Annotated in this window: 21 protein-coding genes; 8 read left to right on the top strand and 13 right to left on the bottom strand. The window is 63.2% G+C overall.

Annotation, left to right across the window (positions count from 1 at the left end; all coding sequences use genetic code 11):
• Nucleotides 1-36: 36 nt before the first annotated feature.
• The 4 genes from H145_RS0117500 to pbpC all read right to left on the bottom strand — a co-directional run bounded on the left by H145_RS0117500 (nt 37) and on the right by pbpC (nt 8,711).
• Entirely contained in the window at nt 37-3,234 is a 3,198-nt protein-coding gene (locus H145_RS0117500; protein ID WP_019949457.1) for an efflux RND transporter permease subunit, read from the bottom strand.
• Between the two features lie 127 nt (nt 3,235-3,361).
• On the bottom strand, nt 3,362-4,534 hold the full coding sequence (locus H145_RS0117495; RefSeq protein ID WP_019949456.1) for an efflux RND transporter periplasmic adaptor subunit: 1,173 nt from the start codon (nt 4,532-4,534) through the stop codon (nt 3,362-3,364).
• Between the two features lie 100 nt (nt 4,535-4,634).
• Entirely contained in the window at nt 4,635-6,008 is a 1,374-nt protein-coding gene (locus H145_RS0117490) for a TolC family protein (RefSeq protein WP_071595238.1), read from the bottom strand.
• A gap of 264 nt (nt 6,009-6,272) precedes the next feature.
• Complete coding sequence (pbpC, locus tag H145_RS0117485; protein ID WP_019949454.1) at nt 6,273-8,711, bottom strand: penicillin-binding protein 1C; 2,439 nt, start codon at nt 8,709-8,711, stop codon at nt 6,273-6,275.
• Nucleotides 8,712-8,788: 77 nt separating this feature from the next.
• On the opposite strand from pbpC, the gene H145_RS0117480 reads away from it, so the two are divergent.
• Entirely contained in the window at nt 8,789-9,385 is a 597-nt protein-coding gene (locus tag H145_RS0117480; RefSeq protein ID WP_026351605.1) for a Uma2 family endonuclease, read from the top strand.
• Nucleotides 9,386-9,403: 18 nt separating this feature from the next.
• Here the strand turns inward: H145_RS0117480 and H145_RS23040 are convergent, their stop codons facing one another.
• Nucleotides 9,404-10,210 carry a hypothetical protein gene (locus H145_RS23040; RefSeq protein ID WP_019949452.1) on the bottom strand — a complete coding sequence of 269 codons (807 nt, stop codon included), beginning with the start codon at nt 10,208-10,210 and terminating at the stop codon, nt 9,404-9,406.
• 260 nt (nt 10,211-10,470) lie between these two features.
• Between H145_RS23040 and H145_RS0117460 the strand changes: the two genes are divergently transcribed.
• Nucleotides 10,471-11,484 carry an IS701 family transposase gene (locus H145_RS0117460; RefSeq protein WP_071595236.1) on the top strand — a complete coding sequence of 338 codons (1,014 nt, stop codon included), beginning with the start codon at nt 10,471-10,473 and terminating at the stop codon, nt 11,482-11,484.
• Nucleotides 11,485-11,495: 11 nt separating this feature from the next.
• On the opposite strand, the gene H145_RS0117455 is transcribed toward H145_RS0117460, so the two are convergent.
• The 3 genes from H145_RS0117455 to H145_RS0117445 all read right to left on the bottom strand — a co-directional run bounded on the left by H145_RS0117455 (nt 11,496) and on the right by H145_RS0117445 (nt 18,510).
• Nucleotides 11,496-17,141, bottom strand: coding sequence for an alpha-2-macroglobulin family protein (locus tag H145_RS0117455; RefSeq protein WP_019949450.1), 5,646 nt, complete (start codon nt 17,139-17,141; stop codon nt 11,496-11,498).
• Nucleotides 17,142-17,380: 239 nt separating this feature from the next.
• Complete coding sequence (locus tag H145_RS0117450; protein ID WP_019949449.1) at nt 17,381-17,800, bottom strand: hypothetical protein; 420 nt, start codon at nt 17,798-17,800, stop codon at nt 17,381-17,383.
• 113 nt (nt 17,801-17,913) lie between these two features.
• Nucleotides 17,914-18,510: a Uma2 family endonuclease gene (locus tag H145_RS0117445; RefSeq protein ID WP_019949448.1), complete on the bottom strand. Its 597-nt coding sequence runs from the start codon at nt 18,508-18,510 to the stop codon at nt 17,914-17,916.
• Nucleotides 18,511-18,664: 154 nt separating this feature from the next.
• Between H145_RS0117445 and H145_RS0117440 the strand changes: the two genes are divergently transcribed.
• From H145_RS0117440 to H145_RS24815, 3 genes are all read left to right on the top strand, one after another.
• Nucleotides 18,665-19,561, top strand: a complete 897-nt coding sequence (locus H145_RS0117440; protein WP_019949447.1) for a LysR family transcriptional regulator — start codon at nt 18,665-18,667, stop codon at nt 19,559-19,561.
• A gap of 217 nt (nt 19,562-19,778) precedes the next feature.
• Nucleotides 19,779-20,741, top strand: coding sequence for a threonine synthase (locus H145_RS22295; RefSeq protein ID WP_240471724.1), 963 nt, complete (start codon nt 19,779-19,781; stop codon nt 20,739-20,741).
• Nucleotides 20,714-20,989: a pyridoxal-phosphate dependent enzyme gene (locus H145_RS24815; RefSeq protein ID WP_394330653.1), complete on the top strand. Its 276-nt coding sequence runs from the start codon at nt 20,714-20,716 to the stop codon at nt 20,987-20,989. The genes H145_RS22295 and H145_RS24815 overlap by 28 nt, the downstream gene beginning before the upstream one ends.
• Nucleotides 20,990-21,045: 56 nt before the next feature.
• On the opposite strand, the gene H145_RS21920 is transcribed toward H145_RS24815, so the two are convergent.
• From H145_RS21920 to H145_RS0117415, 4 genes are all read right to left on the bottom strand, one after another.
• On the bottom strand, nt 21,046-21,315 hold the full coding sequence (locus H145_RS21920; RefSeq protein WP_019949445.1) for a DUF167 domain-containing protein: 270 nt from the start codon (nt 21,313-21,315) through the stop codon (nt 21,046-21,048).
• A 3-nt stretch (nt 21,316-21,318) separates the two neighbouring features.
• Nucleotides 21,319-21,519 carry a hypothetical protein gene (locus H145_RS0117425; RefSeq protein ID WP_019949444.1) on the bottom strand — a complete coding sequence of 67 codons (201 nt, stop codon included), beginning with the start codon at nt 21,517-21,519 and terminating at the stop codon, nt 21,319-21,321.
• 113 nt (nt 21,520-21,632) lie between these two features.
• Entirely contained in the window at nt 21,633-22,367 is a 735-nt protein-coding gene (locus H145_RS0117420) for an endonuclease III domain-containing protein (protein WP_051103023.1), read from the bottom strand.
• A gap of 170 nt (nt 22,368-22,537) precedes the next feature.
• The gene (locus H145_RS0117415) at nt 22,538-23,422 is read right to left on the bottom strand and encodes a hypothetical protein (protein ID WP_157541754.1); all 885 of its coding nucleotides are present in this window, start codon (nt 23,420-23,422) and stop codon (nt 22,538-22,540) included.
• Between the two features lie 127 nt (nt 23,423-23,549).
• On the opposite strand from H145_RS0117415, the gene H145_RS0117410 reads away from it, so the two are divergent.
• Nucleotides 23,550-24,362, top strand: a complete 813-nt coding sequence (locus H145_RS0117410) for a TrmH family RNA methyltransferase (RefSeq protein WP_019949441.1) — start codon at nt 23,550-23,552, stop codon at nt 24,360-24,362.
• A 36-nt stretch (nt 24,363-24,398) separates the two neighbouring features.
• Nucleotides 24,399-24,683 (top strand): acylphosphatase, encoded by a 285-nt coding sequence (locus H145_RS0117405; RefSeq protein WP_019949440.1) that lies wholly within the window; start codon nt 24,399-24,401, stop codon nt 24,681-24,683.
• A 13-nt stretch (nt 24,684-24,696) separates the two neighbouring features.
• Here the strand turns inward: H145_RS0117405 and H145_RS0117400 are convergent, their stop codons facing one another.
• The gene (locus H145_RS0117400; protein ID WP_026351601.1) at nt 24,697-25,443 is read right to left on the bottom strand and encodes a YqjF family protein; all 747 of its coding nucleotides are present in this window, start codon (nt 25,441-25,443) and stop codon (nt 24,697-24,699) included.
• A 117-nt stretch (nt 25,444-25,560) separates the two neighbouring features.
• On the opposite strand from H145_RS0117400, the gene H145_RS23510 reads away from it, so the two are divergent.
• A partial coding sequence (locus H145_RS23510) for a transposase (RefSeq protein WP_019948900.1) occupies nt 25,561-25,812 on the top strand: 252 nt, incomplete at its 3' end.

Genomic DNA, 25,812 nt, shown 5'->3' with positions numbered 1-25,812 from the left:
GGGGGCTAGGGGGTGAGGCGCCACATAAGGGCCGAGCTAGCCTTCTTCACTTACTGCCACCGGACCACCGTGCTCTTCGTCGGGCTGGTAGTTGGCTTCCAGCTCGGCCAGCTTTTCTTTGCCGTAGGCGAAGCGGGTGATGAGCACATAGAGCACCGGCACGATGAAAATGGCCAGCAGCGTGGCCGAGAGCATGCCGCCAAGCACCGTCCAGCCGATGGTTTGGCGGCTGATGGCGCCGGCGCCCGAGGCAAATACCAGCGGCGACACGCCCAGGATAAAGGCCAGCGAGGTCATCACGATGGGGCGCAGGCGCAGGCGCACGGCTTCGAGCGTGGCGTCGATGAGCGGCATGCCCTTGTCCACCCGCTCCTTGGCGAATTCGATGATGAGAATAGCGTTTTTAGCCGAGAGGCCGATGAGCGTAATCAGGCCAATCTGGGCGTAGACGTTGTTGGTGAGCTTGGGCAGGAACGTGAGGGCCAGGATGGCCCCGAACGCGCCCAGCGGCACGGCCAGCAGCACCGAAAACGGCACCGACCAACTCTCGTACAAGGCGGCCAGCAGCAGAAACACGAACACCAGCGAGAGGCCGAAAATGTACACCGTCTGCCCGCCGGCCAGCTGTTCCTCGCGGGTCAGGCCCGAAAACTCGTAGCCGTAGCCCGGGGGCAGCTCCTCGGCGGCCACTTCCTTCAGGGCCTTCAGGGCGTCGCCGGAGGAGTAGCCGGGGGCGGCGGCCCCGTTGATTTCGGCCGAGCGGAACAGGTTGAAGTGCGAAATCAGCGGGGCCGACTCGGCCCGCTTGTAGCTGGTGACCGTACTCAGGGGCACCATGCCGCCGGTTTTGTTGCGCACGTAGTACTGGCTCAGGTTGTCGATGCTGCCCCGGAAGCCCGAATCGGCCTGGGTTACGACCCGGAAGTTACGGCCATAGAGCGTGAAGTCGTTGACGTACGACGAGCCCAGGTAGGTGCGCAGGGCCGTGCCGATATCAGCAATGGACACGCCCAGCTTCTTGGCCTTTTCGCGGTCGATTGACAGCTGGTAACCCGGCGTGCTGGCCGTGAAGAACGAGAAGGGCCGCACGATTTCGGGCCGCTTGGCCAGCGCCCCCTGGAAGGCCTTCAGGTTGCGGTCGAACGTTTTGATGTCGCCGTCGCCCTCGCGCTCCTGCAGAATAAACGAGAAGCCGCCGCTGGTGCCCAGGCCCGGAATAGCGGGCGGCGACACTACCACCACATTGGCTTCCTTGAACTTGCTGAGGCGCTTTTGCACGGTGGCCATCAGCCCTTCGAGCTGCAGCGTCTTGTCCTCGCGGTCTTCCCAGGGTTGCAGCTGGCAAAACACGGTGCCGCTGTTCGATTTCGACGAGAAGTTAATCACGTTCAGCCCGCCCAGACCGGCGTAGTGAGCAATGCCCTTAATGGAATCCAGCTCCTGCATAATGCCCTTGAGCGTGGCCACCGAGCGTTCAGTAGACGAGGCTTCGGGCAGGTTATAGGTGATGAAAAGCCGGCCCTCGTCTTCGGTGGGGATGAAGGCGGTGGGTTTGTTGAGGTAGAGCAGGCCCGTGCCACCCACCAGCAGCACCAGCAGAATCACCACCAGCCGCGAGTGCCGGATACTGCTCTGCACGCCCTTGCCGTAGCGACCCGTTACGCGCTCAAACCAATTATTAAACTTGAAAAAGAACTTGTCGAGGCCCTTGGGCTTGTCGGTTTCCTCGTGGGGCTTGAGCAGCAGCACGCACAGCGCCGGCGTGAGCGAGAGGGCCACAAAGGCCGAAATCACCACCGAAATGGCGATAGTAATGGCGAACTGCTGGTACAGCCGGCCCGTGATGCCTGGAATGAAACCCACCGGCACGAACACGGCCGCCAGAATGAGCGCAATGGCAATAACCGGGGCCGAAATTTCGCGCATGGCTTCCAGCGTGGCCTCCAGCACGGGCATTTTGCGGCTGTTCATGTTGTGCTCCACGGCCTCCACCACCACAATGGCGTCATCGACCACAATACCAATGGCCAGCACGAAGCCGAACATGGTGAGCGTGTTGATGGTGAAGCCCAGCGGAATAAAGAACACGAACGTGCCGATAATCGACACCGGAATGGCCAGCACCGGAATCAGCGTGGCCCGCCAGCTCTGCAGAAACAGAAACACCACGATAATCACGAGCACCAGCGCCTCCACCAACGTGTGCAGCACTTCCTCAATCGACACCTTCACCACCGAGGCCGACTCGAACGGGATGATGTAGTCCATGTCCACCGGAAACTGCTGCTTGAGCCGCTCCATCGTGGTTTTCACGTTCTCGTAGGTATCGAGGGCGTTGGCGCCAGGGGCCTGGTACACGAGCAAATAGGCGGCCCGCTTGCCATCGACAAACGAGTTGCTGGAGTAGTTGAACTTGCCCAGCTCCAACCGCGCCACGTCCTTGAGGTACACCACGGCCCCGTCGTCGGGGTTGGTTTTGATGATGACGTTGCCGAACTCCTCGGTGGTGCGCAGGCGGCCCTGCACAAACACGATGTACTCGAACGTCTGGCCCGCTTTGGCCGGCGGCGCGCCAATCGAGCCGGCCGCAATCTGGGCGTTCTGCTCCTGAATGGCGGCCGTTACTTCCTGGGCCGTTACGCCGAGCTGCGAGAGTTTGTCGGGGTTAAGCCAGACGCGCATCGAGAAGTCGTCGGCCCGGCTCACGATGTCGCCCACGCCCTTGGTACGCAGCAGCGCGTCCTTGATAAACAGGTTGGCGTAGTTGTCGAGGAAGGTGGTGTTGTGGCTGCCCAGGGGCGCGTACATGGCCACCAGCATCAGAATGCTGGGGTTGCGCTTGCGCACCGTCAGGCCCAGGCGCTGCACTTCCTGGGGCAGGGTGGGCAGGGCGATGCCCACACGGTTCTGCACGTCGAGGGCGGCTATGTTCACATCGGTGCCCAGCTCGAAGTTCACCGTCATGCTCATCTGCCCATTGCTGGTGCTGTTGCTCTGCAGATAGGTCATGCCCGGCGTGCCGTTCACCTGCACTTCCACGGGTGTGGCCACGGTCTGCTCCACCGTCTGGGCATCGGCCCCGGTGTAGGTGCCGTTCACCGACACAGTAGGCGGCGTGATTTCGGGGTACTGGCCCACCGGCAGGTTGAGGATGGCCAGCACGCCCACCAGCACAATCACCAGCGAGGTAACAATAGCCGTAACCGGCCGGCGGATAAAGGTTTCTGCAATCATATGGTTGAGCTGTTCTACTATTCACCCCACCCCCGGCCCCTCCCCTCCGGGAGAGGGGTGCCAGACGCGAGAAACTCATTCCCCCAGAACACACCCCTCTCCCGGAGGGGAGGGGCCGGGGGTGGGGTTAGCGCTTGTCGGTTCCAGCCGAAGCCGTTTTGGCTGCCGGGGCTCCGGCCGGGGCACCCGCTGCCGCTGGCGTGCCGGCCTGCACCGGGCTGCCCTCGCGCAGGCGCTGGAAGCCTTCGGTGATTACCTGGTCGCCTTCCTTGAGGCCTTCGAGCACCACAATCTGGTCGCGAAGCTGGGGGCCGAGCTGCACTTTCTGCTGGTGCGCCTTGCTGCTGTCGCCCACGATGAACACGAAACTCTCGCCCATCTGGTCGGTCACGGCCTTGTAGGGCACCACAATGCGCTGGCCCGACTGCCGGTTGAGCACGTGCAGCACCGTGCTCATGCCATCCTTGAGGCGACGATCAGGGTTAGCGAATTCCACCCGCACCTGCACGGTGGCGGTTTGCTGCTCCACGCCCCGCGCAATGGCCTTGATGCGGCCCACCTGCTGGTACATGGTGCCATCAGACAGCTCCAGCCGGAACAGCGAGTCGGGGTTGGCCTTGCCGGCGCGCTGCAAACCAGTGAAGCGGGGCAAATCGGTTTCGTTGATAACGAAATCCACGCCCATCGGGTCCTCGGCGCTGATGGTGTTGAGCAGCGTGGAGCCGGGGCTGATCTGGGAGCCCAGCCGCACCTGCGAGATGCCGATGCGGCCGGTGAACGGGGCCGTAATGGTGGAGTAGCTCAAATCGGTGCGGGCCAGCGCAACAGCGGCGCGGGCCTGGGCCACCTGGGCCTGGGCCGTGGCGTAGGTCGTGGCGGCGTTATCCACAATCTGGCCCGCAATGGCATCCTGCTGCGCCAGGCGCTGATAACGGTCGAGGTTGAGCTTGGCGTTCTGCACCGTGGCCTGGGTGCTGCGCAGGCCCGCCAGCGCCTGCTGGTAAGCGGCCTCGTAGGTGCGCTTGTCGATTTCGTAGAGCTTCTGGCCCTTGGTCACCACTTCGCCTTCCTTGAAAAACAAGCCCGTAATGAAGCCGCCCACCTGGCTGCGCAACTCCACGCTGTTGAGCGCCACGGCCGTGGCCGGGTACTCGTCGTAGTACACGGCGTTGGTGGTGCGGGCCGCGGCCAGCGTCACGGGCGTGGGCGGCGGCGGACCCGCCGGCTTATCCGCGTCCTTGTCGGCGCCGCAGCCCGCCAGCAGCAGCAGGGCCAGAAGAGAAAGAAAGGGGTACTTCATGATTGGTTTTGTTGAGCTGTTAGCCAATAGCTTTTAGCTGATAGCTTTCGTTGAAAAGGGAGCTAACTGCTAAGAGCTATCAGCTAATAGCTTACTGTGTTTAATACGTCACCGGCAGCGTGCCCAGGGCGCGCTGCACGTCGAGTTTGGCGGCCAGCACGGCGTAGAGGGCGTTGTAGTAGTTGAGCTGGGAAGCGCGCAGGTCGTTTTCGGCCACGATTACTTCGAGGTAAGTCTTGATGCCTTCGTCGTACTGCAGCTTGATGATTTTGTAGATTTCGCGGGCATCGTCGCGGTTCTGGGCCTGGGCCTGCAGGTCGAGGAAGTTGCCCTTGTAGCGGGCCAGGGCCTGCTCGTACTCGGTGGTAATCTGGTTCTTGGTGTCGAGCACATCGAGGCTCAGGCGGTCCTGGCGCAGCTCGGCAATCCGCAGGTTCTGGAGGCGACGGGTGCCCGTAAAAATCGGCAGGCCCAGCTGCAGACCGGCCTGCGAGGTGGGGAAGCCCTGCTTGTACAGGTCCGAAAACTTGTCATCCTGAAACACCTTCACGTAGTTGCCAAAGGCCGAAAGCGTGGGCAGAAACCCCAGCCGGTAGTAGTCAACGTCGAGGCGCTGGAGCTGCTGCTGGGTCAGGAGCTGCTGAATCTCGATGCGCCGCTCGAAGGCCAGCGGCTCCAGCGTGTCGAGCATGGTTTCGCGGGCCAGCTGCAGCGTGTCATAGGCCAGCGTGACGGGGGCAGCCTCGGGCGGGGCGCCCATCAGCTGGCGCAGGGTGGCGTATTTGCCCTTGAGGTTTTCGGCCGTGCTCTTGCGGTCGGTCACGGCGTTCTTAACGGCAATTTCGGCCCGCTTGTAGTCAATTTTGTCCTTGAGGCCTACCTCGTACTGCGCAAAAGCATCCTTGAGCTGCTTCTGCTGGCGGCGGATGGCCTCGTCGAGCACCCGCAGCTGTTCGCCCGTGAGCAGGATGTCGTAGAAGGCCTTGCTCACGTCGCGCACCACATCAATCTGGTAGCTGATGGTGCTCTGCCCGGTCTGCTGGCGCACGTAGCGGGCCGACCGGGCCGTGCGCAGCACATCGGCATTATAAATCACCTGGTTGCCCTGCAGGCCCAGGTTCGAGGTGTTCTGCAGGCCAATACGCCGAATCTGGGCCGGGGCCGAGGGGTCGGTGAAGTTGGGCAGCACGGCCACCGGCAGCTGGAAATTGCGGGTGTAGGTGCCCGTACCCTGAATCTGGGGCAGCCAGGCCGAGAGGCCGACCCGAATCTGCCGCTCGCCAATGGCCTCATCGAGCCGCGCCTGGCGTACCAGCGGCTGATTTTGCAAGGCGTATTGCAGGCACTCGGTAAGGGAAAGCGGCTGGCTGGGCAGGGGCGGGGCAGGAGCGGCCACCTGGGCCCGGCTCAGCAAAGGCAGCAGGAGCAGCAATAGCCAACCCGGCCGCCCGAAAGCGCGAAGCAGTTGATTCATAAAACAGGCATAAGCAGCTACCCACTTACGCGAACAGGAGAAAAGCAGTCGGAAAGCGCGGGTTATGAAGAGCGCCCGGCCACGGCCCGGCATCAAAACCCAAGCCGCCAAAACCCGCCGCCGGCCAAATTGTTGGCGCGCCAGTCAGTTCGGATAGTCGTTTCATCCGGCCAAAGCGTTGCACGAGGCCGCTTGCTGCCCGCCGCTAATCGGCCGCAGTGGTAAGATGATGGAGCAGAAAAACAGGCTTTAAAGGAGGCTGAGCTACATTTCGGCCACCGTTACCAGCACATCGGTGTTGCGGCCGTGGTCATCGGCGCACGATATTTTGAGCGGTCCGGGGGAGGGGCGAAAAAATACCCGCTCGGTAGCCGCAGCGGCCCTAAGAAACTGGTCGTTCACGTACCAGTACACCTGGCGCACCTCGCCGTCGGTGGTGCAGCTGAGCAACAGTTGCTGCTGTTCGTGGGTGCTGAGCACGTATTCGGTGTTGGGGGTGGGCGAGGTGATGGTGGGCGCCCGCTCGGGGCCGCCGCTGGCCCGCTGGCACTGCGGGTTGTGGGGCGGCAGGCGGCGGTACGGCAGGCCCTGGGCCACCCGGTAGGCGGCCACTTCGGGCAGTAGGTTGGGGTACAGCTCGCGCCGGAACCCGGCCGCCGGCGCGCAGGCCCGGCAGTAGGTGAAGGCGTTATCGGCCGACACCAGCACCTCGCGCTGGTGCTGGCAGCGTAGCCCCGAACTCTGGCCGGGCAGGAAGTAGTCTATCACTTGATTAGGGCAGTTCTCGCCGGGCACGAGGCCGGTTTCGGTGCACACGAGCCGGAAATCGAGGCTGGCGGGCGGCACGAACCAGTCGTTGGGCGAGTTGTAGGCCAGGGCGTTGAACAGGTCGAAGAGCAGGGGCGTAGCCACATCAGAGCCGGTGAGAGCCGGGCTGCCCTGGCCGCTGAAGTTGCCCACCCACACGCCGATGGTATAGTCGCGGTTGTAGCCAATGCTCCAGGCGTCGCGACGGCCGTAGCTGGTGCCGGTTTTCCAGGCAATTTTGGGTAGCCGGGTGCTGCGGGCGGCCCCCAGCGGCAAGTCGGGCCGGGTTAGCTGGCTGAGGATGTCGGTAACGAGGAAGGCGGCGGCGGGGGAGGTGAGGGCCCTGGTTGCCTCACCCCCTAGCCCCCTCTCCAGAAGAGAGGGGGAACTAGCTTTTTTTCTAGAATTAGATGAGAAAATAGAATCTAGTCCCCCCTCTCCTTTTTCGGAGAGGGGGTTAGAGGGTGAGGCGCTACGTGAGGCGCCCGGCAGGAGGGAATCAGCAGTCATGCTCAACTTCTCATACGCGCCCCCGTTCGCCAGGGCAGCGTACAGCCCGGTCAGCTCTTCCAGGGAGGCCCCGCAGCCGCCCAGAATGCTGCTCAGGCCCAGCTGGGTGCGGTTGCGGGCTATGCTTTGGAAGCCGGCCTGCTGCAGCTTTTCGGTGAAGGCGGGCACGCCGTAGTTCTGGAGCACGCGCACGGCGGGGATGTTGAGCGAGAAGGCCAGGGCCCGCTCCAGCGTTACTTCGCCCTGGCAGTGCTTGTCGAAGTTCTCGGGGCGGTAGCCCTGGAAGTTGGTGGGCACATCGGGCAGCTGCAGCTTGGGCGTTACGAGGCCCCGGTCGAGGGCCAGCGCGTACAGAAAGGGCTTGAGCGTGCTGCCCGGCGAGCGGACGGCCACCACGCCGTCGTTCTGGCCCTGACCCCGAAAGTCGCGAAAATCGGCCGAGCCCACATAGGCCTCCACCTGCCGGGTGCGGTTGTTGACCACCAGCACCGAAGCCTGCGAAATGCCCAGCTCGTGCAGGCGGCGCACGTAGTTGCCGGTGAGCTCCTCGGCCCGGCTTTGCTTGGCGCGCTGCAGACTGCTCCGAATAATGGCCTCGTGCGGAAACTGCCGCACCAGCCGCCGTGCCAGGTGCGGGGCCAGCGTGGGCGCGGCATGGCGGCGCACGTTCAGCGGCTCCAGCAACGCATCGGCAATGTCCTGCTTGGCGAATAGCCCGGCGTCCCCGAACCGCCGGAGCCAGCGGTTCCGTTCGCGGCGCACGGCCTCGTTGTTCTGGCCCAGCACCAGGCCCCGCGGGCGGTTGGGGATGATAGCCAGCGTCACGGTTTGGGCCAGCGAAAGGAAGTTAGGCGGTTGCTGGAAGTAGAGCAGCGCGGCCGACTTCACGCCCTCCACGTTGCCGCCGTAGGGCACCAGGTTCAGGTAGAGCTGCAGAATCTCGTCCTTGCTGTAGTGGGCTTCGAGCTGGGTGGCGCGGGCCATTTCGAGCAGCTTGTTGCCGAAAGTGCGCGGCTTGGGTTCCAGCAGCCGCGCCACCTGCATCGTGATGGTGCTGGCCCCGGTGGTGCGGCCCTGCCCAAACACATTGCGCCCGGCCGCCTGCACCAGCGCCAGCGGGTTCACCCCAAAGTGCCAGCGAAACCAGCGGTCCTCCTTCTCGATGATGGTCTGGCGCAGCACCGGCGTAATCTCGCTCAGCTCGGTTTTCATCCGCCACTTCTGGGTAGGGTTGAGGTAGGCGTGCAGCACCGTGCCATCGGCGGCCAACACGATGGGCGAGTAGCGCGGCGCGGGCGGCAGCGGAAACACCCAGTCGAGAACCAGCAGCAGCAGCGCCAGCCCGGCTAGGATTTCCAGAGTGCGGATAGCAGTGCGCCGTTTCATAGGGGCAAGATACGGGTTCCCCTTAGCCTTCCGGGCCGTCTTGCGTATATTCGTCAGCCCACGTAAGCTTTGTCGCCATGTCCGTCATCACCGATATTTCCCAACTCGACCTCAACAAAACCTACACCTACGCCGACTACCTGACGTGGCGGTTGGATGAGTTCGTGGAGTTGATAAAAGGCAAAGTGCGCCGGATGAGTCCCGCGCCGCGAGTCCGACACCAATCGGTTTCGTTTCGCCTGAATACGTTGATTGGGGGATTGTTAAGAGGGAGTGCCTGCCAGGGCTTCGCCGCGCCATTTGATGTGCGGCTGCTGAAAAACACTCCCGACGGCGACGCCCGGATCAGCACCGTCGTGCAGCCCGACCTGTGCGTTATCTGCGACGCGGCCAAGCTCGATGAGTTCGGCTGCGTGGGCTCGCCCGACTGGATTATTGAAATCCTGAGCCCCGGTAACGTGGCCCACGACAGCAAAACCAAGTTCGACCTCTACGAAGAAAACGGCGTGTACGAATACTGGATGGTGGATCCCGGCCTCAAAAACGTGATGGTGTACGTGCTCGAAAACGACCAGTACCAGCTGCAAGGCGAGTTCTACCAGCCCGGCCCGATTCCGGTGGCCACGCTGCCCGGCGCAACGCTGGAATGGGCCGAAGTGTTCGAAGGAATCTAGCTGCTTGATTTCCTCCAGTTACTCAATATACGACACCTCCCGCGGCGGAAACAACCGGCCCATCAGCTTCTCCAGCCGGCCGCGGGTGCTGCGCACGCGGTGCTTGACGGGCAGGGCGTGGTAGTCGAACCTTGCCAGGGCCGCCACTTCCTCGGCCACCGTGCGCTGGCACAGGTACGATTCCAGTAGGAAGGCGCTGATGGCGGCGTTCCACTCGGTTTTGGTGCTCCAGTAGTGTCCGATTTGCGGTGCGGCGGCAGCCAGCGGCCCGGTTTCGGCCAGCGCTACCGAGAGGGCAAACTGCTCGATGAGCCGGGGCGTTACGCCTTGCCGGCTCAAATCATCGCAGATGCGCAGGGCCAGGGCAATGGCTGCGGCGGCCCGCCCGGCCGGAATGCCTACTACCCCGGCGTTCCACATCTGATGGTCCTTGCGCATGGCCACGCCGCCAAAGCTGTGCTGGCGCACCTGCTGCCACATGCGCTGCTCGGTTTTGCTGGCCAGTTGGCTTAGCGCACCTTCCGGCTCGTGCATCAGGGCGGTGCCCGCTTCCAGTTGGGCCCGTATGGTGGCCAGCGAGCCGTGCAAAAAGGTGTCGGTGTCGAGGTAGAGGATGGCGGAGCCGGGCTGGTGCTGGTGCACGTATTCGAGGGCCTTAATTTTGATGCGCCAGAAGAAGTCGAACTCGCCCCGCCACTCCTGAAGGGTGGCCGCTGCGATGGGCAGCACCGTTACGTGGTCGGCCATGTGGCGGTAGAACTCGGGCGCGTCCGTGACCACCGTGATACCATCGAACTGCTCCGGCTGCCGCAGAAACGAGAGCATGGAGAAAACCGCCTGAAAATGGTTAGGGGCCGCGTTGCCGAAAACAAGATAAAGCAAATGCATAGAATAGGTATGCGTTGGAAACAATGCAGGTAAAGGTACGTGTCATCCTGAGCAGCGCGAAGGACTTGGATAAAAGCGGCCCTCTTTTGAAGCTAGCCTCTACCCAGGTCCTTCGCGCTACTCAGGATGACACGTACCTTTCTATTCTTATCTAGGACTTACGCACTTGGTGGTATCTTGAAGTAAAACCTAGTCCGATGGTTACGCAAGCTACCTACATCGAGTATCTGCTCAGCACGCCCCGCAACTACACGTGTACACATCTAGCCGAACACCTCTCGCACGTGAGCCATGACCAGGTGAATCGGTTTCTGCGGCGCAGCTGCTTTTCATCCAGTCAGTTGCGCGAGCTGGTGCAGCCGGTGCTCACCGATTCGCCCGACGCCTTTCTGCTGCTCGATGACAGCGTGCAGGACAAACGCTACAGCCGCTTTATTGAAGTGGCCAAGCGTCAGTACTCGGGCAACGAGCACGGCTTGGTCACCGGCATTTGCCTGGTCAATCTGATCCATAGCAGTGGTGAGGCGGGCGACTTTCTACCCCTCGACTACCGGGGCTATGCCCCCGAACTCGACGGGGTGAGCAAAAACGAGCACTTCCGGGCCATGTTCGCCCACGTCCTGGCCGAGGACAAAATCAAGGCCCGGACCCTGCTATTTGATGCCTGGTACAGTGGCAGCGACAATCTCAAGCTCATTCACCGCGCCGGTTGGACGTTTTTCACCACCCTGAAAAGCAACCGGTTAGTGAGTACCAGCAAAGAAACAGGCTTTCAGGCCCTGCTTGACGTGGCGCCGCCGCCGGGTGGCTGGAGCAAGGGCCTGGAAGTGCGCTTACACAAGGTGCCGTTTGCGGTGCGCTTATTCAAGCTGGTGGCCTCGAACGGCGACATTGAATGGGTGGTGACCAACAACTTTGCCTTCACACTCAATCAGCAACTGGTCGAGGCCACCACGCGCGTGCGCTGGCAGGTAGAGGAGTTTCACCGCAGCTTCAAACAGCTTACCGGGGCCGAGAAGTGCCAATGCCGACGGGCGCAGGCCCAGCGAAACCACTTGGCCTGCTGCTATCTGGCGTGGGTGTCGTTGCGCCAATTCGCCCGCCAAACGGCACAAACCATCTATCAGGCTCACCAACAGCAGTGGACTCCCTACTTGCGCCAGCTACTGGCTCAGCCGCTCATTCCCGCACTGCTACCTGTAAGTGCGTAAGTCCTATTATCTTACCGCACCCGCACCACGCCGGCACCGCTGTAGCTGTGGTACTCGGCGTTGTACATGGCGTCGGCGCTGACGGGGCCGAGGCGGAAGGTGCCTTTGCTCACGGCGCGGGCCAGGTAGTAGAAGGCTTTAGGTTTGGGGGTGGCGGTGGTGAACAGGTTCAGGCGGTCGTCGCGCACGTCGAGGTAGTCGGGCTGGGCGGCGTCTTTGGCCCAGGCCAGCTCGCGCACGGCCCCGATGCGGGGGTTGTCGATTTCGAGGCCGGCGGGCAGCAGGTCGGTGATGGCCACGTTGGCCACTTCGCCGGCGCTTTCAGCCGACTGCACCGTGATGCGCACCACCACTAAATCATTCTGGCGGAAGGTGGCCGAGCCCAGCGGGTTGCCGTTGCGGTCCAGGAACTGGCGGCGCACCGTTAGGTAGGCATCCTCCTCGGCCACGCGGCCGGTGGGCGAAATGCCTTCCAGCTCCCAGAAGTAGTAGAGGCTGCCTTTGCCGGCCGGCCGCAGCGTAATCTGGCGGTTGGCCACGTTGCTCACCGTGAGGTCTTTGCCGGTGAAGGCGCCGATGTTCTTGCCGTCGGCCAAAAGCTGGGCGGTGGCGGTGCTGTTGGCGTTGCTCTTGGCCAGCTTGCCCAGGGCCAGCAGCGAGAAAGCGCGTTCCTGGGTGCTCAGCCAGCCGGCCTGCTGCACGCGGCGGCTCAGCTGCCGGCTCAGGCTGAGTACCTGCGGGTTGCCGGGGTCGGCGGCGAGCAGGGCGTTGAGCACCAGGGCCATATCGCGGATGGGCGAGGCGAAGGAACCGCCCAGCTCGCGGCGGGCGATGCTCGGGGCCACGCCGTAGCGGGTGGGCACCGTCTGCTGGAAAGCGCGCTGGTTGCCGCTCAGGGCGAAGGCCGCCGCCAGCAGGTAGCGCGAATCGTCGGCCAGCAGGGGGCGGTTGGCTTTGTAGTAGTTGAGGGCCACGGGCGTGGGCCGGCCGGCCAGGGCCAGTACGTAGAGCGAGTACGGGATTTCCTTTTTGGCCAGCGTAACGGGCCGAATCACGCCGCCGGTCTGGATGATGTTGTAGGTTTCGGTTTCGCGCTGGCGGGTGCGGGCTTCGAGGTAGCCGAGCACCCGGTCGAGCACGTTCTTGTTCACCGCGAAACCGGCCTGCCGGGCCTCTAGCAGGAAGTGGGCGGCGTAGGCCGTGGCCCACCAGTTGTCGTAGTCGCCGCCGGGCCAGTAGCTGAGGCTGCCGTTGTACATCTGCTGGGCCTCCACCTTGCGGATGGCCTCCTGTACGTGGTAGTTGGGGTTGAACCGGCCGGCGTTGCCTTTAACGCCGGTTTTCTGGCCCAAAGTCGCCACCAAATCACCGTAGTACAGCTGCGGGAAGGCGGCCGACACGGTTTGCTCCAGGCAGCCGTAGGGGTACTGCAGCAGGTAGCGCAAATCCCGGGCAAACTCGGCCATCGGCGAACGGCTCACCACCAGCTGGCTCCGCAACGAGGCCGCCATGAAATCGGTCTTCAGATTCAACTGCTGCGCCTTGCCGCCGCCCGCCAGCGAGCCGCTGCCGGTGCGCTTTTGCAGGGGTGAAGCCGGCCGGATAGGAATTTCGATGGTTTCGATGAAATCAGTTCTTATCCCCTTTCTTTCTGGTTGAACAGGATTTGGCTGCTCTTTAGGAAGCTCACTTGGGTTCAACACACTTGCTCTAATCTTCACCGAGCCAGTGCCAACTGACTTTCCATATATGTTCTTAAATACGAATCTGCGCTCTGCATTCGGCAGTAAGGTTAGTTCACTTTTATTGTCTTCCGCATAAGTGTAAGATTTATAGGGTACAGATATGTCCTTGCTATTGCTGGCATCCTTTGGCACTGCGTAACTCTGTTGATTAATAATAGCCTTGCGCTCTATTCCTTTTGTATCAATAGTTAGTTTGACTTTCAATTTCTTGTCTGTCGTATTTGTCAGCGTTACAGGCACGTCAATCGTGTCGCCGGGGCTTAGGAAGCGGGGCAGGGCCGTGGAAATAACCACCGGGTCGGCCACGCGCATGGTGTGCTCGGCCGAGCCGAAGGCGTCGCCCTGGTAGGCTACGGCCATGATGCGGATGGCCCCGCTGAACTGGGGCACCTGGAGCTGGTAGCTGACTTTGCCGCGGGCGTCGGCCGTGAGCACGCCGCTCCATTTGGCCAGCAGCTTTACGCGGCGCGATGGGACGGGCGTGGTGCGGCGGGCCAGGTCGTAGCCGTCGCCGCCGGTGGAGCTGGTGCCGAGTTCGGGCAGCAGGAAGGGGTACACGTCGTGGGCGGCCACTTCGAGGGCGCGCTTCTGGTAGAAGTAGCCGTGCGGGTCGGGCGTGCGGAAATCCTTCATCTGCAGGATGCCCTCATCCACCATGGCTAGCGTTACCAGGGCGCCGGGGGCGGTGGTTACCTCGATGGTCTGCAGGGTCTGGGAGCGGCTCAACTCGGGCGCTTTAATGGCGACGGAGAGCCGCGAGCCGGGCTTTTCCACCGTCAAGGGCACGAAGCCGCGGGCCACGGTCAGGGGCAGGCGGTTGTCTTTGATGGGGCGGATGGCGGTGGCCGTGACGTAGATGTTGGGCACGTGGCCACCGCGAATCGGAATGTCCACCTTGGCCGATTTCTCGTCGGTATCCACGTAGAAATGGTCGAGTACCCGGTCCCGCTCCACCGTTACCAGCACGCGGCCGGGGAAGGGCGTTTTGAGCAGCAGGTGGGCGGTCTGGCCGGGCTCGTACTTCTCTTGGTCGGCCTCAATGGTCACCTCGCCCTCGTTATTTACCTCGAAGGAGTTGCTCTGGGTGTCGCCGTAGCCGTAGGCGTACACCCGCTGGGCCACGTAAGTCGCCGCGCCGGGCCGCGAAACCCGGATTTCGTACTCGCCCGAATACTGCGGCGCGAAGCCCAGGTTGGCGTTGGTACCGCTGCCGGAAACTTCCACGTTGCGGCTCAGAACGGTTTCCTCGCGCTTCTGCGAGTTGTAGATGTAGCGGCCGCCGCGGCGCTCAATCACGGTTTCCCACAGCATCCGGATGACTTCCACTCGGGCGGTGGCGCTGGTGGGCTTGCCGGCCGGCGTAAGGGCCACCAGCTCTACGGATACCTCGTCGCGGGTTTTCACCAGCTCCCCGAGGTTCTTCACCCCGAACATCACTGCCTGGGTCTGCACCTCAAACGTGGCATAGCGATTCACGGGGCGGCCGGTTTCGTCGAATACAGTCGTGAAGGCCGCGCCTTCGAGCGTGCCCAAATCGGGGTAGTCAGGCACCTGGTAAGTGGCGGTGCCGCGGCCGGCGGCGTCGGTGGTGCCTTCGCGCACGGTTTTCTCGAAGCGGTCGGAAATCGGGGTCGATTCCAGGCTGCCGTAGTTGCCGCGCCGCCGGTCGCCGCTGTTGATGGAGAAGTCGAAGTTGGCGTACTCCTTGGGCTGGAAGCGCTTTTCCTTGAGCGAAAACTCCACCTCAAACTTGCGGTCGGAAGCGGGCGGGCCGAACAGGTTCTGGGCCGTAATCTGGGCCTGCACGGTCTGGTCGGGCTTCACCACGGCGGGGCTGGCCTTCACCGTCACCTTCATGCGGTCCGGAATAAACTCCTCCACCGACAGCTGGCGCGAAGTCAGCAGCACGTCGTTGGCGGTCAGGATTTCGAGCGTGTAGAGGCCGGTCATCACGCTGGGAGGCAGAATGAAGCGGGCCTCGGTGCTGCCCTCGGCGCTCAGCGTTTTTTGCAGGCTGGCGTACTCCTTGCCGGTGGGCAGCAGCAGGCGCACCTTCAGCGGCAGGCCTTTGGGGGGCGCCTGCCAGGTTTCGGTGCGCACCACGGTGTTGGTCTGGATGGTGTCGCCGGGGCGGTACAGGTCCCGGTCGCCGTACAGAAAGGCTTGGTAGCGGGCGGCGTTGTTTTGCAGGCCGCCCACCTCGAAGCGCGAGGTTTCCACCCGGCTGCGGCTCAGGTCCAGAAACGTGAAGTCGTCGCCGCGGCGGGCCACCACCATGCCCAGCCGGAACCGCGCGTTCTGGGCCGTGCTATCGAACTTGGCCACGCCCGCGCCGTTGGTTGTGCCGGCGCCCATTACCTGGTTGTTGGTGCTCAGGTAGCTGATTTCCACCCCGCCCAGCGCCTTGGCCTCCCGGATCGAGTTGGCAAACACCATCGTGCTGCCGGCCGCGCCCTGCTTCACAATCAGGCCGATGTCCGACACGGCTACCAGCTTGCTCACCTGCAGCCACTGCCGCTCGGTGTCCTGCACGCGTATCACGTAAAGCCCCTTGAGGCCCGCCGAAAACTCCAGGTCTTTGAGGCTCAGGTTCAGCAGCCGCAAGCCCTGCTCCTTGGGCATGCCGGCCACCGTGTAGGTGCGGTCGGAAAGCACGTTGCCCAGGTTTTCCACATCGTAGTACTGGAAGGAGCGGTCCACGTATTCGCCGTTTTCGTCCTGGCTGCTCTCCCCGTCTTCGCCGTCGTACTCGGGGTAGCCATACTGGCTGCCGGCGCGCAGCAGCTGCTGAATGTTGTTGGCGTACACCTTGGCAATGGTCACCTTCACCTTGTCCACCTCGTTGATGCGGATGCCCAGGTTGCGGGCGCCCAGCGCGTCGAGGTACAGGGCTTTGTCGGCGCTGGCGAAGCTGATGGTGGGCCGCTCGTTGGAGAAGCTCACCGTCTGGGTTACGTCGTCGTTGAGCTGGCCGCCGAGGCTGCCGCGCAGGCCGCTGCTCAGGCGCACCTGGTAGCTTTTGCCCACCTCAAAGCCCCCTTTCAGGCGCAGGCCGCTTTCCAGCTCCTCCACCTCGAAGGCCACCTGCGGCGACACGCTCACGGCGCTCCGCAAATCGGTGCTGCTCACCGGCTGGCTGGTCTGGATGTTGATAACCGGGTCGGCGCCCTGCAGCGTGCCGGTCATGGCCGTTACTTCCAGGGCCTGGGGGGCGGGCACGGTCAGCTCGGCTTCGGTGGCCTGGTCGGTGGGCAGGTCGCTGCCCACTGCGCTCAGGCCGGGGGCCAGGGCTACCAGCAGCGGCGTGGCGGAGCGCACCTGCTGCTTGAGGCTCAGGCGCACCTGCTGACCCGCTTCGGCGGCGGCCAGCTCGAAGGCCACCGGCTGCCCGTCCTGGGTCAGGCGCAGCAGTGGCTTCACATCGGCGGGCTTCACGGGGTAGTTGAAGGGGAGTTCCACCCGCAGCTCGGCCGTGCCCGCGGCCCGCTCCGAGCGCGCCCAGAAGGCCTGCGGGGCCTCCAGCGCCAGGTAGGGCGTATGGAATTTCTCGCGGTCGGTGGGCAGCTCGGTTTTCCGGCGCGTGTTTTCGGGCAGGGCCTCCGTGCGCAGTTTGGCCGTGAAGGCCGTGCTGGGCCGCAAGGGCGTGTTGGGCGAAAATACCAGCTCCCGGTCGGTGGTCCACTTGAACTTGCCGCGCATGGCCGGCTCGAACTCCACGACCCGCGTGGTGTCCCAGCGGTCGAGCTGTTCGGGCCCCACGACGGCATCGGCAAACTGGAACACGATGTTCTGGTAGGGGTCGATTTCCGCGCCGTTGGGGTCGGGTGCGCCCTCATCGGAGCGCGAGCAGGCCGCGCTAAGCAGTAGCAGCAACACCAGCAGCGGCTGGTGGGCAAGTCGGGAAAGCAGCATAGCAAGGGAAAAAGGATAGGCGCCCGAAGGTATAGAAAAAGGGGGATGGATATGCCTTTTGACTGATTGTTGGTAGAAAAGCAATATTCCTCAAGTATACTTTATCCTGCCATTTCTATAGCCGCCGTAGCAGGCCTCAGCTAAACCCCAATTTCTAGCTTCCAAATACTGCTTTAGAACAAATATCCATTTCTGTTGCGGAGGCCTCGCTAAAAACACTTGGATAGAGTGATGAGGGCTTATTTTACCTCCGTTAGGATCATATCATGACCTTTCCCTTGGAGAAGATAACCTGTTGGCGTTTCCTTAACAGAATATCTCAGAGCGTCACGTTCAATTATTTGTGTCTTTCCCTCTGCTTTAACTATAAATGAACCAGGCAACAGGCTAAGAGAATCTCCTGCAAACTGCCAACCAACAGGGCTGTCTTTGAGAATTACGTCGCCCCGCATACCTCTATATATAGCCTTGCCGTCCTTGTAAAAGATAAAATAAGTTCGATAATTATTTTCATCATTAATAGGTTCAACCTGCTCTCCAATAATAAAAGTTCTGTTGGATAAGTCGACTGATCTTGGTTTGACTGCTTTTTGCGCCATGGTTACAAAAGGAATAAAGAGGAGAAGGCCTAAGATGAAGGTGGCACGAGTGGCATTCATATGATAGAAGTAAAGTGATTTTTGTTCAAGGTTGAATAGTTTGGGCCACGGCTCGAAGTTAGCGTCTTTTAGCCAGCAGGAAATAGGTAGAAGTCAGCTAATGAGCACTCCTCTTACACCCCCGCAAACACCTCCGCCCACTCCATCTCCAGCCCCGGCAGCGTGTGGCAGCCAATCCGGCCCGGCTCGAAGTACTCGCCGCGCACCTGGTAGCGGCCGGCTTCGAGCACGTAGGTTACCACGGTTTGCTCGCCCGGAAACACAATCCAGTATTCGGCCACGCCCGCCTCTTCGTAGAGGCTGAACTTCTCCCGTGTATCGTAGGCAGCGGTTTTGGGGCTCAGGATTTCGATAACCCAATCGGGCGAACCCAGGCAGCCCCGGCGGTCAATCTTTGCTGGGTTGCACACCACGCATAAATCCGGCTGCACGACGGTCGTAATCTGGTCGTCGCCATTGGGGCCGGCCGTAGTCAGGCGCACATCGAAAGGCGCGGCAAAGCCCCGGCAGGTTTGGCCCCGAAGCGCCACTCCGACACTAGTCGTAAGATTGAACGAAATCGTTTGGTGGGCCGATAGCGGTGCGGGGCTCATGCGGCGCACTTTGCCCTTTATCAGCTCCACGAACTCATCGAGCCGCCAGGTCAGGTAGTCGGCGTAGGTGTAGGTTTTGTTGGGGTCGAGTTGGGAAATATCGGTGATGACGGGCATGGCGACGGAGCGGCGGGTGATACCTAAAGATACGCAGCCGGGCTGGTAGCGAAGGCCCCGACTGGCGCCGGGGCGCTCTGTAGCGCGGCCAGCATCCAAACTTCGTTGGCGCGACCACGCCGCCGCCGCCAAACTGCCGTACTTTGCTGCCGCTATGCTTTCTCAGGCCCACGAAGTTTTTCTGGAAGTTGCCCGCCAGCTCAGCTTTACCAAGGCGGGCCAGACGCTGTTTCTGAGCCAGTCGGCCGTTAGCAAGCGGGTGCGGGCGCTGGAGGAATTCTACAAAACGGGCCTGTTCGAGCGGCTGGGCAACAGCGTGCAGCTTACGCTGGCCGGCGAGCTGCTGTACCGGAAGCTGCTGCTGGCCCGCCAGCTCCAGCACGAGCTGCACCTCGAATTCGCCGCCCTCAGCCCCGCCTTCTCGCCTCCGCTCGATATGGTAATCGGGGCCAGCACCACCATCTCGCTCTACGTGATTCCGCCGGTGCTCTCGGCCTACCTGGGCGAGTTTCCCAACACCCGGCTCACGCTCAAAAACCGCAACTCCGAAAACATCCTCCGCGCCCTGCTCGACCACGAAATTGACCTGGGCATCATCGAGGGCATCCACCGCGTCAGCAACGTCACCTACACGCCCCTGCTCACCGACGAAGTAGTAGCGGTGTGCTCGGGCCGCAACCCATTGTTGCGGCAGCCGCTACTGGCCGCCGACCTGCTGCGCACGCCCGTGGCCCTGCGCGAAACCGGCTCGGGCACGCTGGCCGTACTCGAAGAAGCCCTGGCCGCCAAAGGCATCCGCGTGGCCGATTTGCCGGTTAAAGTGCGCCTGGGCGGCACCGAGGCCCTCAAAAACTTCGTCCGCGTGGACACCTGCCTGGCCTTTTTGCCCCGCCAGGCCGTGACCAAGGAACTGGCCGCCGGCGAGCTAGTCGAGGTGCCCATTCTGGACCTTAACCTGGTGCGCCACTTCGAGTTCGTGCAGCGCAAAGGCACCGAAAACAACCTGCCCTACAAAACCTTCGTGCGGTTTGCACGGCGGTATTACTCCTGAGCTATGAGCTATTAAAGCTATTAGCTGTTAGCTATTAGCAGTCAGCTTTTTCTACTTGAATACCTCTGTCAGCCAGTGATTCGCGTTTTGCAGCTAACAGCTAACAGCTAACAGCTAACAGCTCAAACAAAGCCATTCCCTAATGGCATAGTCTATTCCAAGTAGACATTTGTTTTCGGCATAGATGACGGGGAGTTTTGTGTTCAACTCCCTGCTTATGAACCCGACTACCGAAACCCTTACCCGCCTGCACGAGCTGGAATGCTCCGAGTGCGGCCAGCCCCACTCCGCCCACCAGCTGCAGCTCGTGTCCGAGTGCCACCAGATGCCGCTGGTGGCCACCTACGACCTGCGCGAGCGGCTTTCCCGCGCCGCCGCCATCAACCTGGCCGACGGCTCCATGTGGCGCTACCGGGCCCTGCTGCCCCTGCTCGACAACCAAAACAAGGTGAGCCTGGGTGAAGGATTTACGCCGTTGCTGCAACTGCCCAGCCTCGGTGGCCGCTACGAGCTGGCCAGCCTGCTGCTCAAGGATGAAGGCCAGAACCCCACCGGCTCGTTTAAGGCCCGGGGCCTGAGCATGGCCATTTCCAAAGCCAAGGAGCTGGGCGCCACCGGCTGCATCATCCCAACGGCCGGCAACGCGGGCGTGGCCCTGGCCGCCTACTGCGCCCGGGCGGGTCTGCGGGCCGTGGTGGCCATGCCGCGGCACACCCCCAAGGCGTTCAAGGAGGCGTGCTACTGGTACGGGGCCGAAGTGCAGCTCATCGACGGCCTCATCAACGACTGCGCCGCCTGGGTGCGCCAGCGCAACGCCGACGGCCAGCTGCTCGACGTGTCGACCCTAAAAGAGCCCTACCGCCTCGAAGGCAAGAAAACCATGGGCTACGAGCTGGCCGAGCAGCTCAACTGGCAACTGCCCGACGTGCTGCTGTACCCGGCCGGCGGCGGCACTGGCCTCATCGGCATCTGGAAAGCCTTTCGCGAAATGCAGCAGCTGGGCTGGCTGGCGCCCGACGCTAAACTGCCCCGCATGGTAGCCGTGCAGGCCGCCGCCTGCCAGCCGCTGGTGGCCACCTACACCGGCCGGCCGGCCGGCCGGCCAACTGCCATGCTTACGTGGGCCGCCCCTCCATTGCCAACGGCCTGGCCGTGCCCCGCCCCCTGGGCGAGCAGATGATGCTGCGCGTGCTAGCCGAATCCAACGGCACGGCCCTGAGCATCACCGACGAGGAAATGCTGGAAGGCATGCGCGAGCTGGCCCGTCACGAGGGCCTGCTGGTGGCCCCCGAAGGCGGCGCCGTCTGGCTGGCGGCCCGCAAGCTGCTGGCTTCCGGCTGGCTTGCCCCCGGCGAGCAAATCCTGCTGCTCAACACCGGCTCGGCCGACAAATACATGGAAAACGCGGCGAACCGCTGGGAGAAATAACGGGTCGGCTGGGAGGAATCCGTATCCGTCAGGCTACTGTCTGATGCCCCGGCTGGCTAATTGCTAAACCTACCCAGCACCGCCCGAAATTCTTCCTCGCTGAGGCCCCCGATTTCCACCTTCTTAAAAGGCGCCGTGTGGCCGCTGAGTAGCGTGAGGCTGGACTTGCTCACGCCGAACACCTCGGCCAGATACGCCAGCAGGCAGGCGTTGGCCTTGCCATCCTGGGGCGGGGCGTGCAGGCGCACGGTTACGGTGCCGTCGGCGGCAACGGCCAACTGGTTGTGGCGGGCGTTGGGCCGGGCTTTCAGGTGCAGCACGGGCACTGCTCAGGCGGGCGAGTTGTAGGCGTCGTACACGTTCCAGGCCCAGATAAGAAAGGGCACCACGATGGTCCAGGAAAGCAGAAAGCCGATGGTGCCGCCCAGGGCCCAGATGAGAAAGGCCTTCAGAAACTGGCCCTTGATGAGCTGGCCCAGGCCGGGCACGAAGATGGAAACCAGGGCGGGCAGGCCGTACGTCTGTTTCATAGGGTGGGGTGATGAGGTGATGAGGTGGAACGGTAATACGTTAAGGTAATGAGGCGAAGTGAATCGTCGGTCGTGCTGCCCACTGCAAAGAGCCGGCCGATTATTTCGTTGTGTCAGCCCTGCACGCGGGCCTGGCCGAAGGGGCAGCGTTCCAGTAGGGTGCAGCGGCCGCAGGCGGGCGTGTGGAAGTAGCAGCATTTCTGGCCATGAAACATGAGCACCTCGTGGTGGTCGTACACTTGCTGGGCGTCCCAGTCGGGCGGAAGCAGGGCCGCCAGCTGCTTGTGGGCGGCTGCCTCGCCCACTTTGGGCCCAATGAGGCCCAGGCGCTGCGCCACGCGGTGGTGGTGGCTATCGACGGGCATGGCGGGGCGGCGCAGGGTGCTGAACAAGAGCACGGCGGCGCTGGTTTTGGGCCCCACGCCGGGCAGCTGCTCCAGCCACGCCCGCGCCTCCGGAATGGGCAAATCGGCCAGAAACTCCAGGTCGCAGGGGCCGCCTTCGCAGCGCTGGCTTACCTCGCGCAGAATCTGCTGGAGCCGGGGCGCCTTCTGCTCGGGCCAGGTGCAGGGGCTGATGGCGGCCTCCACTTCGGCCGTAGGCGCGTCGCGCACCGCATCCCAACTCGGAAAAGCGGCCCGTAGCTGCTGGTAGGCCCGGTGCGAATCCTGGTTGCGGGTGCGGTGGGAGAGCAGCGAGCTGATTAACTCGCTCAGCGGGTCTTTGCTGGCAAAGAAAGCCACCGGGCAGCCGTACTCGGCGCACAGCCGGCCGTGGGCCCACAAGGCCAGCTCCTGCCGCGCGGCCAGGCTGGGTTCAACAACGGAGGCAGAGGAAGGAGATTTCACCCGCTTGCCTACGTAGCGTGGCGCTAACAGGATGCCGGTAGTAAAATAGAACGGTCATTCAGAGCGGAGCGAAGAATCTCGCGTGCAACGGTAGCCCTGACGCCAGGATTTACCACTGCACGCGAGATTCTTCGCTCCGCTCTGAATGACCGTTCTGGTTTATAACCAACTCAACGGCCGGTGTTGTAGAGCAGGATGGCTTGCTTGACGTTGTTTTGCGACTTGCCGCCGATAACCAGCGGCACAATGGCCAGCGGAATGGCCGCGTACACCAGCGGCGACACCGACACGCCGGTGCCGTTGTTGCTGTTACCAAAGCTCGACAGCACCCCCGCCAGCAGCAGGCCGCCCGCGCCCACGTAGCTGAGCGTGGTCAGCGTCTGGTAGCGGCGGGCATCGGCCAGCAGCTGCTGCGCGCCGGGGCTGTCTTGGGTGGCCAGCTGCAGGTTGCGCACGCTCAGGTCTTCAATCGGACCGTTGTCTTTGCTGAAATACTCGTTGCGCACCGTGCGGTAGCCGCCCATGCCGTAGGGGCTATAGCCGCCGTAGCCATAGCCGCCGTACCCGCCGTAGGGGTTGCTGGAGTACTGCTGGGTGGTGATGGAATACAGGCTGATGCGGCCCACCCGGTCGCGGCGCAGCGTGCTTTCGCGCTTGCTGCGGCCCGGCAGCGTGGTGCGCACATAAAAGCCCGATTCGTCCTCGAAGTAGCGCACAGCGTCAAAATCAAGCTTCTGCTGCCCGTCGACGAGCAGAAACGTGCGGCCGAAGACGGGCTTGCGCACCTGCACATCATAGCCGCGCAGCACTTCGCCGGTTTTCAGGCCCACGCTGTAGCGGGTGATGTTGGCCGGCGGCAGCGGGGCCTGGCGCGGATTGGGTGCGGGCGCGGTAGGAGCGGGGGCCAGCACGGGCGGAGCCGCCGGAGCGGCGGCGCGGCTGGTATCGGGCGGGGCCGTAGCGGGCGCCGTGCTCAGCTCGCGGGGGGTTTGCTGAGCCAGTGTTGGCAGCGCGAAGGCGCTCAGCGCCAGCAAGGGAAGGAGTCGAAGCAGCATGGCAGCAAATAACGCAGAAAGCCGGGAATAGCCGATGGCCCGGTTGGCCGCCATATTCGTGCCGGAGTTGCGAGGTCGCCCTGCGTATCTTTGGGCGCCGCGGCCGGATTAGCCGCCCCGCCCGCCTATGCCTGCTCCCGACGCCATTACTTCGCCCCAGAACCCGCGCATCAAAAACCTGCTGCGGCTCCAGCAGAAATCGTCGGAGCGCCGCAGCCAGGGCCTCACCATCATCGAGGGCCTGCGCGAACTGACCATTGCCCGCGCCAACGGCGTAGCGGTGCCCACCGTATTTGTGTGCCCCGAACTGGCCGGCCCGGCCCGCGAAACCGAGCTGCGGGCTCTGTTCGCCGACAACGCTACCGAGTGGGTGGAGGTATCGAAAGCCGTGTTCAGCAAAGTGGCCTACCGCGAAGGTTCCGACGGCGTGCTGGCCCTGGCCCGCCCGCCCCAGCATACGCTTGCGAGCCTCGTGCTGCCCGAAAACCCGCTCTTGTTGGTGCTCGAAGCCGTAGAGAAGCCCGGTAACCTGGGCGCCATCCTGCGCACCGCCGACGCGGCCCGCGCCACGGCCGTCATCGTCTGCGACTCGCGCACCGACCTGTTCAACCCCAACGCTATCCGCAGCAGCATCGGCTGCTCGTTCACGGTGCCTACCGTGGCCACCTCGCGCCCCGAGCTGCTGGCCTGGTGCGCCGCCCGCGGTATCCGCACCTACGCCGCCGCCCTCACCGATGCCGCCGTGCCGTACACCAATTGCGACTTCCGCGGCCCCACGGCGCTGGTCATGGGCACCGAAGCCGATGGCCTCACCCCCGAGCTCATGCAGGCCTGCGACCAGACCATCATCATCCCCATGCAGGGCTACATCGACTCGCTCAACGTGAGCACCGCCACGGCCATCCTCACCTTTGAAGCCGTGCGCCAGCGCGGGCAATAAGCGGCTACTGGTCAGAACCAATTTATTCTATTCGTAATGAGCTCAGTTACCGAACACCGCACCTTTACCGTCCACGGCCGCGTGCAGGGCGTGTTTTTCCGCCAGAGCACCCGGCAGCAGGCCCGCCAACTCGGCCTCGTCGGCTACGCCCGCAACAACCCCGACGGCACCGTAACCATAGCAGCCGAAGGTCCCACCGAGGCCCTCGCTGCGCTGGAAAGCTGGTGCCGGCAGGGCGGCCCGGTGGCAGCCCGGGTGGATAAGGTAGAGGTAACCGCCGAGGAGGTGCAGGGCTACGAGCAATTCGACGTGCGCCACTAAGCCGGTAAGGAGTTCACACCCGCCGCAGGCTTTGCACCGTTACATCGAGCGGCTCGGCGGCGTAGAGCAGCGGCGGGCCGGCGGGCGTGGGCAGGCCGTGGCTTTCGAGCAGGGTTGAATTCCACTCCTGCAGCGTGGCCTCATGTAGCTGCCAGGGCTCGTGCCAGAGTTGCCCGCGCCATAAATGCGGCCCGTGCCGACCCGCCTGCACATCGGGGCCGGCGGTGTACAGGCAGTAGCGCTCCGTGAGGAAGTGGGCCAGCGTACCCGGCCGGGCCAAGGGCAACGCCGCACCCGGCGTCCAGGCCGCTTCGAAGGTGGCCGGCGAGGCTCCGCGGTGGGTGCGCTCGGCCACGGCCCGGAACTGGCCGTGGGCTTCCGTCAGGCGCATGCGGGCGTGCAGGTAGGGCAAATGGAACAGCGTGCGGGCCGCCCACACGCCCAGCGGCTGGGTGGCATCGAGTGACAAAAACCACACGCCGGGCACCCCATCGAGGCGGGCGTAGGTGCGCACGTTCAGCTCGTGTAGCGCGCTCAGGCCCGGCACGGCCGGCAGCCCCAGCGGCCGGATGCGGCTCATGGTAAACGGCACTACGCCCAGCCACGCCTGCCCCTCAAATAAGTCCAGCTCCAGCCGGGCCGGCAGGTAGGGCCGCAGGATTTTGGGCGGCACCGGCCAGTGCGCAAACAGCAGGTTGCTCCAGCGCTGCCGCATCAGCGGCAGGCGGCGATTAGTAGCAGTTGGAGTAAAAGAGGGCACAGAATGAGTGGCGGGGTAAAGTAAGGTCGGCAAGGAAACCAACCGCCGCGCCCCGCTACGGTTGCCGGGCGTTGCCGCTTTAGGAACTGTTCTCAATTACGGAGTTGTTGATCGACTATGAATGCAGACCGCACGCTATTGACGGACAAGATGTGGGCCGAGTTATCTCCTTTGTTACCGGGGCAAGCCGGGAGTTGCGGGGTCACCGCTGCCGACACGCGCGGATTTGTCGAAGCGGTGCTTTGGCTGGGCCGCACGGGAGCTCCCTGGCGGGACCTGCCGGCGCAGTTTGGCCACTGGCACCGGGTGTACGTGCGCTTTGCCCGCTGGCGCGACAAGGGCGTGTGGGAAAAGGCAACGGCTTGGCTC

The organism is Hymenobacter aerophilus DSM 13606 (assembly GCF_000382225.1).
In the GTDB taxonomy this organism is placed as follows: Bacteria; Bacteroidota; Bacteroidia; order Cytophagales; family Hymenobacteraceae; genus Hymenobacter; species Hymenobacter aerophilus.
The sequence above is the reverse complement of the archived record's forward strand: the minus strand, read 5'-3'. Positions and strand labels throughout refer to the sequence as shown.

Bases quoted from the DNA above. Each gene is read 5' to 3' on its own strand.
- H145_RS0117500 (WP_019949457.1), bottom strand. From the start codon at position 3,234: ATGATTGCAGAAACCTTTATCCGCCGGCCGGTTACGGCTATTGTTACC.
- H145_RS0117495 (WP_019949456.1), bottom strand. From the start codon at position 4,534: ATGAAGTACCCCTTTCTTTCTCTTCTGGCCCTGCTGCTGCTGGCGGGC.
- H145_RS0117490 (WP_071595238.1), bottom strand. From the start codon at position 6,008: ATGAATCAACTGCTTCGCGCTTTCGGGCGGCCGGGTTGGCTATTGCTG.
- pbpC (WP_019949454.1), bottom strand. From the start codon at position 8,711: ATGAAACGGCGCACTGCTATCCGCACTCTGGAAATCCTAGCCGGGCTG.
- H145_RS0117480 (WP_026351605.1), top strand. From the start codon at position 8,789: ATGTCCGTCATCACCGATATTTCCCAACTCGACCTCAACAAAACCTAC.
- H145_RS23040 (WP_019949452.1), bottom strand. From the start codon at position 10,210: ATGCTCTCGTTTCTGCGGCAGCCGGAGCAGTTCGATGGTATCACGGTG.
- H145_RS0117460 (WP_071595236.1), top strand. From the start codon at position 10,471: ATGGTTACGCAAGCTACCTACATCGAGTATCTGCTCAGCACGCCCCGC.
- H145_RS0117455 (WP_019949450.1), bottom strand. From the start codon at position 17,141: ATGCTGCTTTCCCGACTTGCCCACCAGCCGCTGCTGGTGTTGCTGCTA.
- H145_RS0117450 (WP_019949449.1), bottom strand. From the start codon at position 17,800: ATGAATGCCACTCGTGCCACCTTCATCTTAGGCCTTCTCCTCTTTATT.
- H145_RS0117445 (WP_019949448.1), bottom strand. From the start codon at position 18,510: ATGCCCGTCATCACCGATATTTCCCAACTCGACCCCAACAAAACCTAC.
- H145_RS0117440 (WP_019949447.1), top strand. From the start codon at position 18,665: ATGCTTTCTCAGGCCCACGAAGTTTTTCTGGAAGTTGCCCGCCAGCTC.
- H145_RS22295 (WP_240471724.1), top strand. From the start codon at position 19,779: ATGAACCCGACTACCGAAACCCTTACCCGCCTGCACGAGCTGGAATGC.
- H145_RS0117425 (WP_019949444.1), bottom strand. From the start codon at position 21,519: ATGAAACAGACGTACGGCCTGCCCGCCCTGGTTTCCATCTTCGTGCCC.
- H145_RS0117415 (WP_157541754.1), bottom strand. From the start codon at position 23,422: ATGCTGCTTCGACTCCTTCCCTTGCTGGCGCTGAGCGCCTTCGCGCTG.
- H145_RS0117410 (WP_019949441.1), top strand. From the start codon at position 23,550: ATGCCTGCTCCCGACGCCATTACTTCGCCCCAGAACCCGCGCATCAAA.
- H145_RS0117405 (WP_019949440.1), top strand. From the start codon at position 24,399: ATGAGCTCAGTTACCGAACACCGCACCTTTACCGTCCACGGCCGCGTG.